This is a genomic window from Pseudomonas sp. Marseille-Q1929 (genome assembly GCF_017316265.1).
GTDB lineage: Bacteria > Pseudomonadota > Gammaproteobacteria > Pseudomonadales > Pseudomonadaceae > Aquipseudomonas.
Window position 1 is genome coordinate 31,797 of record NZ_JAFLWU010000011.1, and the last position, 13,448, is coordinate 45,244.

The following is a 13,448-nucleotide window of genomic DNA, read 5'->3' on the forward strand; positions in this document are numbered from 1 at the left end:
CGTATGGGGGCTTTGACGAAAGCTGAGATGGCGGAACGTCTGTACGAAGAGCTGGGTCTGAACAAGCGCGAGGCCAAGGAATTGGTCGAGCTGTTTTTTGAAGAAATCAGGCACGCTCTGGAAGACAACGAGCAGGTCAAATTGTCCGGTTTCGGCAATTTTGACCTGCGGGACAAACGCCAGCGGCCTGGCCGCAATCCAAAAACGGGAGAAGAAATCCCGATCACGGCTCGCCGTGTGGTCACCTTTCGTCCAGGGCAGAAGTTGAAGGCCCGAGTTGAGGCTTATGCTGGAACCAAGTCATAACGACGAGCTACCCGTCATCCCAGGCAAACGCTACTTCACCATTGGTGAAGTCAGCGAGCTCTGTGCGGTAAAACCGCACGTGCTGCGCTATTGGGAGCAGGAGTTTCCTCAACTCAACCCCGTCAAACGCACCGGGAACCGTCGGTATTATCAGCGCCAGGACGTGCTGATGATCCGACAGATCCGCGCGTTGCTGTACGACCAGGGGTTCACCATCAGCGGTGCGCGCCAGCGTATGTCCGGTGATGAAGCCAAAGACGACACCACCCAATACAAGCAAATGATCCGCCAGATGATCGCCGAACTGGAAGATGTGCTGGTGGTTTTGAAGAAGTGATTCAAGCTTTTAAAATACTTCCACATTTCAAAAGCTTGCGGTATATTTCGGGTCGCTTCGTTAAGAAGCAAACCCAGTAACACGCCTAGTCGGGGCGTAGCGCAGTCCGGTAGCGCACTAGCATGGGGTGCTAGGGGTCGAGTGTTCGAATCACTCCGTCCCGACCATATTTTTCAGTGACTTAGGCCAATGCTCAGCGCATTGGCCTTTTTCATGTGCGTGATTTTTACGTGACTTCATGCTGTAAATCCAGATGAAAGCTGTTCACTCACAGCCCCGCCCAACGCGGGGTTTGTCATATCTGGGGCGTCTGTCCCAATTACAGTGACTGCATAGCCGCCTCCATCACGGCATACCTTGTTACAACCATTCGCCCCTGGGGATAGTCGGTATAGAACTTCGGCCTTTTGTTCTCATCCAAATACCAGGCGCGTTCCAAACCATGAGCGCCTGCTGACAACCCATAGAGGTTCACAGAATGAAAATGACACTACCCGCCCTGGTTTTGGGCGCCCTCATTTCGCAAGGAGCGATGGCTGCCGGAGATGGCACCGCCGCCCTTGGAGGCGGCGTTGGTGGTGCGCTTGGCAACATCGTAGGTCAACAGCTCGGTGGCTCAACCGGCGCAGCGGTAGGCGCAGGTGTTGGTGGTGCCGCCGGTAGTGCTGTCGGCGCTCAACGAGGTAACAGAGCGGAAGCCGCAATAGGTGGCGGTATCGGCTCAGCCGGCGGCTCGCTCATTGGTAATCGTCTCGGAGGCACAACGGGATCGACTATCGGCGCTGGTGTAGGTGGTGCAGCCGGCGGCGCGCTGGGGAATAACTTGGCAGATGATGAGAGTAGTCATAGATCGGATGGCAAGAAGCATAAAGGCAACAACAAGCATAAACACAAGAACAAGCATCGTTAGCGCCTGACGTTGTTGCAGTGAAGCCCGGCCCAGCGCCGGGCTTCTTGTTTCTGGCTTCGCTGTTTTACGCGAGCATTTCCTCGACATCTGCCAGGGTGGCATGGGGGACAACACTGTCCGGAATTCTCGAGATGTCAGACAGGTTGTAAACCCTGAAGTCATCACCGATAACCTTATCGGACATCAATTCGAACGACGGCAGTATGCGCGTGAAGTAGTGCTGGTCGAGCCCGCAAGGTGAGTGAGTGGATGCTGCGTTCTCGTAAAACCTGCCTGAGCGCTCGTCCAGATCAACGCCCACCAGAAAGACTTGGGTGAATCCCACATGGAACGCCAGCTGTATGGCCAGATAGGCCACGGTTCGCGCATCAAAAAAGCCCTCGCTCATGTCTTTGCTGAAGCCCAGCGGTCTTTCGCGGCTGGGCAGCAAGGGATGATTGACGACCAATGCGTTGTGTTTGCCCAGCACAGATTCCAGCCAGGAAGGCCGCTTGGCTTTGGACAACGGGTAAAGCCGCCCCGTGGGGCGAACATGCGCAGATCGTGCGTGGTCTTCCCACAGCGCAACCCTCTGGCTGATTGCCATGGCGTGTTTGAATAAATCGGGCTGCTGTTCGGAGAAACTTCTGTCCGTGCAGGCGTAAAAATACGGCTTAACGTCAGTGTCCAGAAACAGTGAAATGGCGCCATTCATCGTGATCATTGGCACGTGCGCAAATTGCTCGAGGGGAAACGACTTGGCTGATGGCCCGGAGGCAATGATGAACACTGCGCCCGATTCGGTGTTGCGGCAGGCTTCAAAATCGCTCAGGTCCAGAGCGTATTGGGTCGAGAGCCAGCTGGCGGTGAAGGGGGCGTGCAAAGCTTGCTGAGTGCTACCGGCATGCTCCATGGCGACGAAGGATGTCTGTTTCATCGGGCCCAACCTTGAAGTTAGAAGAAAGTACCTACATCACCCGACCCGACGGGGCATCGTTGAGTTCCTTCTTAAAACAAAGTTCATCAGCTTGAACGCCTATTTTTGAGTGGGCTATTTCCCGGAGTTGGCAGCATTCATGCGCACTCACCGTTACTTCAGCCCACAGACGGTGCGTTTTCTGAGCCATTTGGTAGCAATTTCCTACGCAGGCGCTTAGCTCCACTACCGATATTTTCCCGGTACTCCATGCGAATCAATCACTTGGTTCACCGTCAGACCAGTTGGCACACATCCTGCTTTTTTGCATTCATGGATAATTGGATACAAAAATTCAAAAGGTGCTGCCGATGCAATTTGCCCCCGCTTACGTTGACCGCCAGCCCCTCACTGCCGAGGAGGAGGCCTACAACTTCCTGCTCGACGCCATTTGCAACGGCCGTTACCGCAAGGGCGACCGGCTGATTGCCGAAGACATCGCCAGCGAAATCGGCATGAGCCGCATGCCGGTGCGCGAAGCGTTTCGCCGCCTGGATGCCCAGGGCCTGGTGACGCTGCGGCCCAATCGCGGCGCCATCGTCAGCGGCCTGGATATCGACGAGCTGCACGAAGTGTTCGAGATGCGCAGCGCCCTCGAAGGCCTCGCCGTGCGTGTCGCAGTGGGGCGGATCGGTGAGCGCCAACTGGCCGCCCTGGAACGCATGCTCGACGCAATGGATGACTACCGCGACGAAAGCGCCGCGTGGGTCAGCCGTCACCGCGCGTTCCACGAATACCTGTGCAGCCTCAGCGGTCGCCCGCGCTTGATGAAGCAGATTTCGGCGTTGTACTCGCTGGTAGAAGCGCCCATGCGCCTGTGGTTGCAGCACGGTGACAAACCCCTCAGCGCCCGCCAGGAACACGCGGTGATCCTCGATGCCATCCGCGCCGGTGATGCTGCCCGCGCCGAAGCCGTGGTGCGTGAGCACATCGAAGGCACCGTGCCGGCGCTGATCCAGTTTTTGCAATCGGAAAAATAATCAGAGGCGGGCCCAAGCCCGCCCGTGTTTTGACTTTGAGTCCTGCCCCGTTATTCAACGAACTGGAGTGTCTGGTCATGCATAAACGCCGCGCTTTGCTGGTGGCTGTCTCCCTCGGGCTCTGCGCACAAGGGGCCGTTGCGGCGCTCCAGGTGCCGGAGCGCTTGCAGAAAGTCGACAAACTCACCTACTGCTCGGGGATGGACTCGCCGCCCCTGGTGTCCTTCGATGAAGCGCAGAAACCACGTGGGCTGACCGTCGACCTGGGCCTGGAAATCGCCAAGCGCCTGGGCGACAAACAGGTGCAGTGGCGGGTGATCCCGTTCTCTGGCCTGGTGCCGGCCTTGCTCGCCCAGCAGTGCGACATGATCGTCGACCAACTGTTCGACAAGCCCGAACGGCGCCAGGTGATCGACATCGTCAACTACATGTATTCCAGCCAGTCGGTGGTGGTGCCCAAGGGCAACCCCAAGGGCATCAAGACCCTGGATGATTTGTCCGCGCACAAGGTCGCGGTGCTCAACGGTTCCACCATCAAGACCCTGCTCGATACCCAGAACGAAAGCCTGGTCAAAGCCGGCAAGCCACCGATGAAACTGGTGGTGTACAACACCGACACCGACGCCTTCCAGGCCCTGCGCATCAGCCAGGTGGACGCCTACGGCACCACCGTGGAAACCGCCGGTTATTACGCAGCAATGGCCCCAGACCTGTTCGAGGAAGGCGTGCCGGCGTTCAGTCGCATCCTCACCGGCCTGGGCATGCGCAAGGACGATCCACAACTGACCGCCGCCGTGCAGCAGGTGATCAGCGATATGCGCAGCGACGGCAGCTACGTGCAGTTGTTGAACAAATGGCATGTCAGCAGCGACACACTCGACTGAGGCTGGACGGCGATGAATTTCAATTGGGATGTGTTCTGGCAGTACCTGTTACAGCCCAGCGGGGTGTACCTCAACGGGCTCTGGCTGACGTGCCTGATCAGCGTGCTGGCCATGCTGCTGGGGTGCGCGCTGGGGCTGGCGGCGGCGCTGTTGCGCCTGTCGAAGAACCCGCTGTTGCACCTGCCGGTGCGGTTTTATGTGTGGTTGATGCGCGGCACGCCGCTGCTGGTGCAGATCGTGTTTCTGTACACGGCGCTGGCGGCGGGCGGGCTGTTTCGTTTCGAGGACATCGAGCTGTTCGGCCTGATTGTGCCTGGCAATATCCAGGCGGCCATCATCGCCCTGGGCCTCAACGAAGGCGCGTATATGGCCGAGATCATCCGCGCCGGTATCGGTGCGGTGGACAAGGGCCAATACGAGGCGGGGCGTTCCCTGGGCATGGGCTTCGCCAAGCTGATGCGGCGCATCGTGTTGCCCCAGGCGTTCCGCGTGATCGTGCCGCCGTTGGGCAATGAGTTCAACGTGATGCTCAAGAACACCACCCTGGTCAGCGTGATCGGCGTGCAGGAGTTGTTGCTCAGCACGCAGATGGTCACCTCGGCGACGTTCCGCGTGTTCGAGTTGTACCTGGTGGTGGCGATCTACTTCCTGATGCTCACCACGCTGTGGGGCTTTTTCCAGCGTTGGCTGGAAGCGCGTTTCGGCCAGTCCGACCGGCCTTCGGCGCCGCCACCGGCCTCCAGCCGCATGTTCGGGCGCAGCACCTTGAAACTGCTGAGGGGACGCTAACCATGGCGCACAAAAGTGACGAATTGATCATCGACGCCCAGGACCTGCACAAGTCGTTCGGCGACTTGCAGATCCTCAAGGGCATCTCCCTGCAAGTGCGACGCGGCGAAGTGGTGGTGCTGATCGGCGCCTCGGGCTCGGGCAAGACCACCTTCATCCGTTGCATCAACCTGCTGGAAGACATCCAGGGCGGGCGCATCCGCGTCAACGGCCGTGCCATGGGCTACCGCGAACGCAGCGACGGCAGCCTGGTGCGTGATTCCGAGCGCAACATCGCCCGTCAGCGCCGCGACATCGGCATGGTGTTCCAGCGCTTCAACCTGTTCCCGCACATGACCGCGCTGGAAAACATCATCGAAGCGCCAATCCACGTGCTCGGCACCCCGCGTGCCGAAGCCCTGGAGCAGGCGCGTGGCTTGCTCGCGCGGGTCGGCCTGGCGGACAAGGCCAACCACTACCCGTCGATGCTTTCGGGCGGTCAGCAACAACGGGTGGCGATTGCCCGCGCCCTGGCGATGAAACCCCAGGCCATGCTGTTCGACGAACCCACCAGCGCCCTCGACCCGGAGACCGTCGGTGAAGTGCTGCAAGTGATGAAGGAACTGGCCGAGGAGGGCATGACCATGGTGGTGGTCACCCACGAAATGGGCTTTGCCCGTGAAGTGGCCGACCGCGTGGTGGTGCTCGACCAGGGCGAGCTGATCGAACAAGGGCCGCCCGAACAGATTTTCAGCCACCCCAGCCACCCGCGTACCCGTGCGTTTCTCAGCCGCGTGTTATGACCTGAAACCTAGTGTGGAAGAACCTTTGCCATGTTGAAATTTTCGGCTCACGAGTACCCTTATCCGTCGCAACGCCAGAGCGTGTTTGCCCAACGCGGCATGGTCGCGGCGTCTCAACCATTGGCCGCCCAGGCCGGTATCGAGATCATGCAACAGGGCGGCAACGCCATCGACGCCGCCATCGCCACGGCGGCCGCGTTGACGGTGGTCGAGCCCACCGGCTGCGGCCTGGGCGGTGACGCGTTCGCGCTGGTCTGGTGCAAGGGCCAGTTGCATGGCCTGAACGGCAACGGCCATGCGCCGGCGGCGTTGAGTGTCGAGGCGGTCAAGGCGGCAGGGCACGACCAGATGCCGCTGTATGGCTGGACCCCCGTCACCGTGCCCGGTTGCCCGTCGGCCTGGGCCGAGTTGTCGCAACGCTTCGGCAAGCTGCCGTTTGCCGAGTTGCTGCAACCGGCCATTCGCCTGGCGCGGGACGGTTTTCCGCTGTCGCCGGTGGTTGCCCATCAATGGCAGATCGCGCTGGATGAATTCAGCCCCCATCGCGACCGGGTGCTCGACGCCTGGTTCGACACGTTCCTCATCGACGGCCGCGCGCCTCGGGCCGGGGAGCTGTTCCGCAACCCGGCCCAGGCCCGCACCCTCGAAGAACTCGCGCAAACCCGCTGTGAAAGCCTGTATCGCGGCGCCCTCGCCGAGCGCCTGGATGCCCACTCCCGGGCCAGCGGCGGCTACCTGCGCGCCAGCGACCTCAAGGACTATCGTGCGCAGTGGGTGGAGCCGATCCACGTCAACTATCGTGGCGTCGACGTCTGGGAAATCCCCCCAAGCGGCCAGGGCCTCGTCGCCCTGATGGCGCTGAAAATTCTCGAAGGCTTCAGCTTCGATCACCGCGACAGCCAACAGACCTGGCACCGCCAACTGGAAGCCATGAAGCTCGCCTACAGCGACGGCCTGCACTACATCACCGACCCGCTGCATATGCGCGTGGCCGTCGCCGACCTGCTCAGTGATGACTACAGCAGCCGTCGCCGCGCGCAGATCGGCGAACAGGCCCAGCCACCCAAACCCGGCGACCCCCACGCCAGCGGCACGGTGTACCTGGCCACGGCGGACGCCGAAGGCAACATGGTCTCGTTTATCCAAAGCAACTACCACGGCTTTGGCTCCGGCGTGGTACTGCCCGACAGCGGCATCGCCCTGCAGAACCGTGGGCAGGAATTCAGCCTCGACCCGACCCACGCCAACTGCCTGGCGCCCGGCAAGAAAACCTTCCACACCATCATCCCCGGCTTCCTCACCCAAGACGGTCAGGCCCTTGGCCCGTTCGGCGTGATGGGCGGCTACATGCAGCCCCAGGGCCATGTGCAGATGGTGATGAACCTGGTGGATTTCGGCCTCAACCCGCAAGCCGCCCTGGACGCGCCGCGCTGGCAATGGCTGGGCGAGATGAAGGTCGGCATCGAGCAAGGCGCCTCGCGCGACCTGGCCAACGCCCTGGCGCGCCGCGGCCACCAAGTGCAAATCGCCAGCGACCTCACCGACTACGGACGCGGGCAAATCATCCTGCGCGACCCGGTCAGCGGCGTGCTGTGCGGCGGCACGGAGCCGCGGGCGGACGCCCATATCGCCGTGTGGTGAGGACGATTTTGCCTTGTGGACCCCACCAACACAGTTGCTCCCACATTTTGACCTGTGAACCCGGTCAACTGTGGGAGCTGGCTTGCCTGCGATAGCGCCCGCCCAGGCGACATCGCACTCCCGCTTGCACCCGTACACCAGAACACTTGGGCTAGTATTGGCGCCCAACTCGTCACCGCTCTCCAACTCGAGGCGGTGTTCGACAAACCCCCTCACCCTGTCGAGCGCGCCCCCCGATGGCCAAACCCGCATCTTCCACGCTGGACCTGGACGGCTTCGACTGGTCGATCCTGGCCCTGGTCCAGCATGACAACGCCGTGCCCCTGCGTACTCTGGCCGAAAAGGTCAACCTCTCCACCGCTGCCGTGCAGCGGCGGATCAAGCGCCTGGAAGAGGGCGGGGTGATCATCGCGAATGTCGCAGTGGTCGACCCTGCCAAAGCCGGCAAGCCGATCACCATCATTGCCGAGGTGTCCGTGGAGCGCACCAGCGCCGAAGCGCTGGCGGCGACCAAGGCCAGCTTCTGCGTGCCCCAGGTGCAGCAGTGTTACTACGTCACCGGCGAGGCGGATTTCGTGCTGGTGCTCAACGTGGCGAGCATGCAGGAATACCAGGACCTCGCCGGGCAACTGTTTGCCGAGAACCCCAATGTAAAGTGGTTCAAGACCCTGGTCGCGCTGGACCGGGTCAAGGTTGGCTTGCACGTGCCGGTGTGACGCTGGCCGTTGGATAGTCGGTGTAGCCCCGCGTCGGGCTGCCGTCGATGCCGTAGAACGTAGCGCGATCACCTTCGGCCAGCGGCCAGTCGTGCTGCATGCGCTCCACCAGGTCCGGGTTGGCAATGAAGGGGCGCCCGAATGCCACCAGATCCAGATCGCCTTTTGCCAAGACCGCTTCGGCCAAGGCGCGCGTGAAACCGCCCGCCGCGATCAACGTGCCCTGATAAGCCTGGCGCCATTGCGTGGCAAACCCGGCGGGAATCGCTTCGGCGCCAATCGTCAGTTGATCGCTCAAATGCACATAGGCCAGGCTGCGCGTATTCAGTGCCTCGGCGAGGCTTAGCCAAGCCTCGGCTTCTTGCGCGTACGGGTGCATATCAAACAGCCGACCGAACGGCGAAAGGCGCACGCCGACCTGCGCGCTGCCAATCTCGGCGGCCAACGCATCAAGGGTTTCCAGCAGGAAGCGCTGGCGATTGGCGATAGAACCACCGTATTCGTCGGTGCGGGTATTCAGCGCGCCATTGTGGAACTGTTCGAACAAATAGCCATTGGCACCGTGCAATTCGACGCCGTCGAAACCGGCGTCCATCGCGCGGCGTGCGGCGCTGACAAAGTCTGTCGTCACGCGCCGTACTTCATCGGCCTCTAAGGCACGCGGCATGCTGGCCTGCACCGGCCCCGGCTGGCCCTGCGCGACCCAGGCATAGGCATTTGAGCGAGCGGCAGTCACCGCCACCGATGACACGGGCGCACCCGCGTCCGGCTGAATCGACACATGGGACACGCGCCCCACATGCCACAACTGCGCGAATATCTTGCCGCCCTGGGTATGCACCGCATCGGTGACCCGGCGCCAGCCTTGGATTTGCGCATCGTTGTACAGCCCAGGGTTGAACAGGTAACCGCAGCCCTCACGGGAAATCGGCGCGCCTTCGCTGATGATCAACCCGGCGCTGGCGCGTTGCGCGTAATACAGCACCGTGTGTTCATCCGGGATGTCGTCCAGCGCGCGGGCGCGGGTCATCGGTGCCATGACCACGCGGTTGGCCAGCGCGGTACCGGCCAGGTTGTAGGGTTGGAACAAGTTGCTCATGGGAAGTCTCCGTAAGTGATGAAGGTTCAGGACGCCAGTGGCCACACCACGTCCAGGCGCGTGCTGCTGATCAACCACTCGCCCTGCACGCGGCGGTATTCATCGACATACACGCCGAGCAGCAGCAACGGGCTGTCCCCGGCCGGGCGCTGGGTGACGAAGTCGGTCAGGTAGCAACGGCCTTCGGCGTGGTCCTCGTCGAGGATCTCGACCCAGTGGTTGGCCACGGCATGCAGGAACGGATAACGGCCGCGCTGCTGGGTATCAAAGTCGCGAAAGGCCTGGGACAACCCGGCTTTGATTGCGTCGCGGCCGGTCCAGCCGGCTTGGGCCACGTGGCATACCGCGTCCTCGGTAAACAATTGCGCCAGCGCGTTCATGTCGTGGGTATCGAGGTGATGGCAGTAGCGCAGACGCAGGGTGCGAATGGCTTCCAGGGTGACGAGACGATTCAGATCGGCGTGCATGGGACCTCGCTGGGATGGTCAGTAAACAATGCTGACCAGCTTATTCCAGCGTGGCGGTTAGATTAATGCCCGATAAATACGCTCAGTTGATCCTTTCAGGATAGAATCCAGGCTTTCCCAGGCGGAGGCGAGCATGGACACCCTGCAATTCGATGGCATCCCCGAATTTATCCTCGCGGCGCAGCTGGGCAGCTTCACCGCCGCGGCCTTGCAGCTGGGCGTGACAGGCTCGGCCGTGGGCAAAAGCGTGAGCCGCCTGGAGAAACGCCTGGGCATCAAGTTGCTGCACCGCACCACGCGCAAGTTGAACCTGACCCATGAAGGCGAGGTGTACCTGGCCAGTTGCCTGCGGATCATGGAGGAATTGCGCGGGGTCGAAGGCAGCTTCCTCAGCGGCGTCGCCGAGCCCAAGGGGCGTTTGCGCATCGACCTGCCCGCAGCGTTCGGCCGCCGGCATATCGCGCCGATGTTGATCACGCTGGCCCGGCGTTATGCGCAACTGGACCTGACCCTTACCTTCGGCGAGCGCAAAGTGGACATGGTCAACGAAGGCATCGATCTGGCGGTACGCATCGGCGACCTGCGCGACGACCCGGAGCTGGTCGCCCGGCGCCTGGGCGAGCAACGCCTGGTGATCTGCGCCGCGCCGAAGTATCTACAAGCGGCCGCGCCGTTGCAGAGCAAGGCCGACCTGTTGGTGCACGACTGCATCATTGGCTGGCGCAGCGGGCTGCGTAAGACCTGGCTGCTGACGAACGCCAAGGGGGTGGTGGAAGAACAGGAAGTGCGGGTGCGCCATGAGTTCGGCGACGGCGACGTGATGCTGCGCGCGACCCTCGACGGCGCCGGCCTATGCCAATTGCCCACCTGGCTGGTGGCCGAGCACCTGCGCAGCGGCGCGTTGGTCACGGTGCTCGACGACTGCGCGGGAGCGACCATGCCGATTCACGTGATCTGGCCGCACACCCGTTATGTGCAGCCCAAGGTGCGGGTGGTGGTGGACGCGCTGCTGGCCATGGCCGAGCAACACCGCGAGGTCTTTGGCGGGCGCTGAAAAATAATGCAAATCACCTGTCCCTTTTTTTCGCGTCGGCGGTCATTCCAGGTAAGCACACATTATCGAGAGCTTGCGCCAATGCCCGTAGTCCGCCCCTTGCTGAAACTGAGCCTGCTGCTGAGCCTCAGCGCCAGCCCGTTATTCGCCACCGTCAGCTACGCCGACGACGCCCGCCGCAGTTACCAGGTGCCGGCTGGCAGCCTGAGTGCGGCGCTGACCCGGTTTGCCGGGTTGGCGGGGGTCAACCTGTCGGTGGACCCGGCGCTGGTCAGCGGCCGCAGCAGCAGCGGCCTGGCCGGTGAATATGGCGTGGAGGAGGGCTTCACGCGGCTGCTGCAAGGCTCCGGCCTGCAACTGCAAGCCATGGGCGAGCACGCCTACATGCTGGTGCCGGTGCCGGACGGCAGCACGTTGGAGCTGGCGCCAACCTCGATCCTCGGCACCACCGGCCTGTACGACGGCGACACCTACGCCGGCGGCCAAGTGGCACGCCGTGGCGCCCAGGGCATGCTGGGCACGCGGGACTTTATGGAAACCCCGTTCAGCATCACCACCTACACCGCCGACGCGGTGAAAAACCAGCAGGCGCGCACCCTCGGCGAGCTGATCGCCAGCGATCCCTCGGTCCGTGCCACCAACCCGGCCGGTGGGCGTTACGAGCAATTCACCATTCGCGGTTTCAGCCTGTTCAACAGTGATGTGTCCTATAACGGCCTCTACGGCGTGCTGCCGACCTACACCATCGATATGGAAATGGCTGACCGCGTCGACATCTTCAAAGGCCCGACCCAGTTGATCAACGGCATCTCGCCCCGTGGCAGCGTGGGCGGCGGGATCAACGTGGTGCCCAAGCGCGCCACCGACAAGGACATCACCTCGTTCACCGGCACCTGGGCCTCGGAAAGCCAGGCGGGTGGCGCGGTGGATGTGGGCCGACGCTTCGGTGAAGACAACCAGTTCGGCATCCGCTTCAACGGCGTGAAGCAGGCCGGCAATACCGCCTGGGATCACCAGAGCGTCGACCGCGAAATGGCCGTGCTCGGCCTGGATTTTCGCGGCGAACGCCTGCGCCTTTCCACCGACATCGGCCATACCGAACGCGATACCGATGCGCCCCAGGAGCGTGTCCAAGTGGCCGCCGCCGCACCCGTGCCGAAGGCCAGCGACGTGCGCCGCAACTATGCGCAAGCCTGGAGCAAGGCGCGCACCAACGACACCTTCGGCACCTTCAACGGCGAGTACGACCTCAGCGACAACGTGATGCTTTACGGCGGCGTCGGCGCGCGTAAAAGCAACCACGAGTTCCTGCGTCACGCCGTTTCCGTCACCAACGCCGCCGGCGATTTCAAAGTGCAGCCCCGTGACTTCACCCGCGATGAAAACGTGCGTACCTACACGGCCGGCGTGCGCAACTGGTTCCACACCGGGCCGGTGAGCCATGAGGTCAACGTGGCGGCCAGCTATTTCGACATGGACTTCACCAACGGCGGCGCGCGTTATGGCGAGTCGTCGAGCAACCTCTACAACCCGGTGCAAACCCCAACGCCATCCATCGCTACGCGCCAGGATGCCAAGGTCTACACCGAAAACAAATTCAGCGGCGTGGCCCTGTCCGACACCCTGGGCTTCTTCGACGACCGCCTGCTGCTGACCCTCGGCGCACGCTGGCAACGGGTCAAGGTGGATGACTGGAGCAATGGCATCAAAGGCAAGACCGCCTACGACGAAGAAAAACTCTCGCCCTCCGGCGGCCTGCTGTTCAAGGCCACCGACCGGCTGTCGCTGTACGCCAACTACATGGAAGGTCTGAGCCAGGGCAAGATCGCGCCGACCACCTCAAGCAACAGCGATGAAATCTTCCCGCCGTTCATCAGCCGCCAGGTTGAAGTCGGCGCCAAGTACGACGCCGGCGCCTTCGCCGTGACGGCAGCGGTGTTCCGCATCAAACAGCCCGCCTATGAAACCAACGCCACCACGAAGCTGTTCGGGCCCAACGGCAAACGCGAGAACGCCGGCGCAGAGTTGAGTGTGTTCGGCGAACCGCTCAAGGGTATGCGTTTGCTCGGCGGCGTGATGTACATCGACAGCAAACTCAAAGACACCACCAACGGCACCTGGGACGGCAACCGGGCCCCGGCCACGCCCAAGTACAACGTCAACCTCGGCGCCGAATGGGACGTGCCCGGCCTGGAAGGCGTGACCCTGACCAGCCGTGGCATCCATTCCAGCTCGCAGTACCTGGACCAGTCCAACGTCAAGGAAATCGACGCCTGGAACCGTATCGACGTCGGCGCACGGTATGCCTTCAAGGTGGATGACAAGCACGTGACCTTGCGGGCAAACGTTGAGAACGTCGCGGATAAACGCTACTGGAGCTCGGCCGGTGCGTCGGATGACAGCGAGCCGGGGCTGACTTTGGCGACACCGCGCACTTACTTGCTGTCGGCCACTGTCGATTTCTAAACACGGATCAACATGCGGGCGCGGGCTTGGGTGGGAACTGGCCCATGTGGGAGCTGGCTTGC

At 62.2% G+C, this 13,448-nt stretch carries 14 protein-coding genes and 1 tRNA gene; 12 read left to right on the top strand and 3 right to left on the bottom strand.

The window, feature by feature from the left end; translation table 11 throughout:
- Nucleotides 1-3: 3 nt before the first annotated feature.
- The 4 genes from ihfA to J1G37_RS14040 all read left to right on the top strand — a co-directional run bounded on the left by ihfA (nucleotide 4) and on the right by J1G37_RS14040 (nucleotide 1,553).
- A complete protein-coding gene (ihfA, locus tag J1G37_RS14025; RefSeq protein WP_002553164.1) occupies nucleotides 4-306 on the top strand; it encodes an integration host factor subunit alpha in 303 nt (100 codons plus the stop codon).
- Nucleotides 287-643, top strand: a complete 357-nt coding sequence (locus J1G37_RS14030) for a MerR family transcriptional regulator (RefSeq protein ID WP_010209127.1) — start codon at nucleotides 287-289, stop codon at nucleotides 641-643. Before ihfA ends, J1G37_RS14030 begins: the two co-directional genes overlap by 20 nt.
- 90 nt (nucleotides 644-733) lie before the next feature.
- Nucleotides 734-810: transfer RNA gene (locus tag J1G37_RS14035), tRNA-Pro, on the top strand.
- A gap of 311 nt (nucleotides 811-1,121) precedes the next feature.
- Nucleotides 1,122-1,553, top strand: a complete 432-nt coding sequence (locus tag J1G37_RS14040; protein WP_124525707.1) for a glycine zipper domain-containing protein — start codon at nucleotides 1,122-1,124, stop codon at nucleotides 1,551-1,553.
- A gap of 64 nt (nucleotides 1,554-1,617) precedes the next feature.
- Here J1G37_RS14040 and J1G37_RS14045 read toward each other — a convergent pair whose 3' ends face one another.
- The gene (locus J1G37_RS14045) at nucleotides 1,618-2,469 is read right to left on the bottom strand and encodes a lipopolysaccharide biosynthesis protein (RefSeq protein WP_207042546.1); all 852 of its coding nucleotides are present in this window, start codon (nucleotides 2,467-2,469) and stop codon (nucleotides 1,618-1,620) included.
- 350 nt (nucleotides 2,470-2,819) lie between these two features.
- On the opposite strand from J1G37_RS14045, the gene J1G37_RS14050 reads away from it, so the two are divergent.
- From J1G37_RS14050 to J1G37_RS14075, 6 genes are all read left to right on the top strand, one after another.
- On the top strand, nucleotides 2,820-3,488 hold the full coding sequence (locus J1G37_RS14050; protein ID WP_207042548.1) for a GntR family transcriptional regulator: 669 nt from the start codon (nucleotides 2,820-2,822) through the stop codon (nucleotides 3,486-3,488).
- 77 nt (nucleotides 3,489-3,565) lie between these two features.
- Nucleotides 3,566-4,372 (top strand): ABC transporter substrate-binding protein, encoded by an 807-nt coding sequence (locus J1G37_RS14055; protein WP_207042550.1) that lies wholly within the window; start codon nucleotides 3,566-3,568, stop codon nucleotides 4,370-4,372.
- 12 nt (nucleotides 4,373-4,384) lie between these two features.
- Nucleotides 4,385-5,161, top strand: a complete 777-nt coding sequence (locus J1G37_RS14060; RefSeq protein WP_017737070.1) for an amino acid ABC transporter permease — start codon at nucleotides 4,385-4,387, stop codon at nucleotides 5,159-5,161.
- A 2-nt stretch (nucleotides 5,162-5,163) separates the two neighbouring features.
- Complete coding sequence (locus J1G37_RS14065; protein ID WP_124525702.1) at nucleotides 5,164-5,943, top strand: amino acid ABC transporter ATP-binding protein; 780 nt, start codon at nucleotides 5,164-5,166, stop codon at nucleotides 5,941-5,943.
- Between the two features lie 30 nt (nucleotides 5,944-5,973).
- Complete coding sequence (locus J1G37_RS14070; RefSeq protein WP_207042552.1) at nucleotides 5,974-7,584, top strand: gamma-glutamyltransferase family protein; 1,611 nt, start codon at nucleotides 5,974-5,976, stop codon at nucleotides 7,582-7,584.
- Nucleotides 7,585-7,820: 236 nt separating this feature from the next.
- The gene (locus tag J1G37_RS14075; protein ID WP_207042554.1) at nucleotides 7,821-8,300 is read left to right on the top strand and encodes an Lrp/AsnC family transcriptional regulator; all 480 of its coding nucleotides are present in this window, start codon (nucleotides 7,821-7,823) and stop codon (nucleotides 8,298-8,300) included.
- On the opposite strand, the gene J1G37_RS14080 is transcribed toward J1G37_RS14075, so the two are convergent.
- Nucleotides 8,272-9,399: an alkene reductase gene (locus J1G37_RS14080; RefSeq protein WP_207042555.1), complete on the bottom strand. Its 1,128-nt coding sequence runs from the start codon at nucleotides 9,397-9,399 to the stop codon at nucleotides 8,272-8,274. The two genes, J1G37_RS14075 and J1G37_RS14080, sit on opposite strands and share 29 nt — an antisense overlap.
- A gap of 26 nt (nucleotides 9,400-9,425) precedes the next feature.
- Nucleotides 9,426-9,866: a nuclear transport factor 2 family protein gene (locus tag J1G37_RS14085; protein WP_207042556.1), complete on the bottom strand. Its 441-nt coding sequence runs from the start codon at nucleotides 9,864-9,866 to the stop codon at nucleotides 9,426-9,428.
- A gap of 133 nt (nucleotides 9,867-9,999) precedes the next feature.
- On the opposite strand from J1G37_RS14085, the gene J1G37_RS14090 reads away from it, so the two are divergent.
- Nucleotides 10,000-10,920: a LysR family transcriptional regulator gene (locus J1G37_RS14090; RefSeq protein ID WP_207042557.1), complete on the top strand. Its 921-nt coding sequence runs from the start codon at nucleotides 10,000-10,002 to the stop codon at nucleotides 10,918-10,920.
- A gap of 81 nt (nucleotides 10,921-11,001) precedes the next feature.
- A complete protein-coding gene (locus tag J1G37_RS14095) occupies nucleotides 11,002-13,386 on the top strand; it encodes a TonB-dependent receptor (RefSeq protein WP_207042558.1) in 2,385 nt (794 codons plus the stop codon).
- Nucleotides 13,387-13,448 lie beyond the last annotated feature (62 nt).

What these genes read in the sequence shown, in the direction of transcription:
- J1G37_RS14045 (WP_207042546.1), bottom strand. Translation starts at nt 2,469, where the DNA reads ATGAAACAGACATCCTTCGTCGCCATGGAGCATGCCGGTAGCACTCAG.
- J1G37_RS14050 (WP_207042548.1), top strand. Translation starts at nt 2,820, where the DNA reads ATGCAATTTGCCCCCGCTTACGTTGACCGCCAGCCCCTCACTGCCGAG.
- J1G37_RS14085 (WP_207042556.1), bottom strand. Translation starts at nt 9,866, where the DNA reads ATGCACGCCGATCTGAATCGTCTCGTCACCCTGGAAGCCATTCGCACC.
- J1G37_RS14095 (WP_207042558.1), top strand. Translation starts at nt 11,002, where the DNA reads ATGCCCGTAGTCCGCCCCTTGCTGAAACTGAGCCTGCTGCTGAGCCTC.
- J1G37_RS14075 (WP_207042554.1), top strand. Translation starts at nt 7,821, where the DNA reads ATGGCCAAACCCGCATCTTCCACGCTGGACCTGGACGGCTTCGACTGG.
- ihfA (WP_002553164.1), top strand. Translation starts at nt 4, where the DNA reads ATGGGGGCTTTGACGAAAGCTGAGATGGCGGAACGTCTGTACGAAGAG.
- J1G37_RS14030 (WP_010209127.1), top strand. Translation starts at nt 287, where the DNA reads ATGCTGGAACCAAGTCATAACGACGAGCTACCCGTCATCCCAGGCAAA.
- J1G37_RS14040 (WP_124525707.1), top strand. Translation starts at nt 1,122, where the DNA reads ATGAAAATGACACTACCCGCCCTGGTTTTGGGCGCCCTCATTTCGCAA.
- J1G37_RS14070 (WP_207042552.1), top strand. Translation starts at nt 5,974, where the DNA reads ATGTTGAAATTTTCGGCTCACGAGTACCCTTATCCGTCGCAACGCCAG.
- J1G37_RS14090 (WP_207042557.1), top strand. Translation starts at nt 10,000, where the DNA reads ATGGACACCCTGCAATTCGATGGCATCCCCGAATTTATCCTCGCGGCG.
- J1G37_RS14065 (WP_124525702.1), top strand. Translation starts at nt 5,164, where the DNA reads ATGGCGCACAAAAGTGACGAATTGATCATCGACGCCCAGGACCTGCAC.
- J1G37_RS14080 (WP_207042555.1), bottom strand. Translation starts at nt 9,399, where the DNA reads ATGAGCAACTTGTTCCAACCCTACAACCTGGCCGGTACCGCGCTGGCC.
- J1G37_RS14055 (WP_207042550.1), top strand. Translation starts at nt 3,566, where the DNA reads ATGCATAAACGCCGCGCTTTGCTGGTGGCTGTCTCCCTCGGGCTCTGC.
- J1G37_RS14060 (WP_017737070.1), top strand. Translation starts at nt 4,385, where the DNA reads ATGAATTTCAATTGGGATGTGTTCTGGCAGTACCTGTTACAGCCCAGC.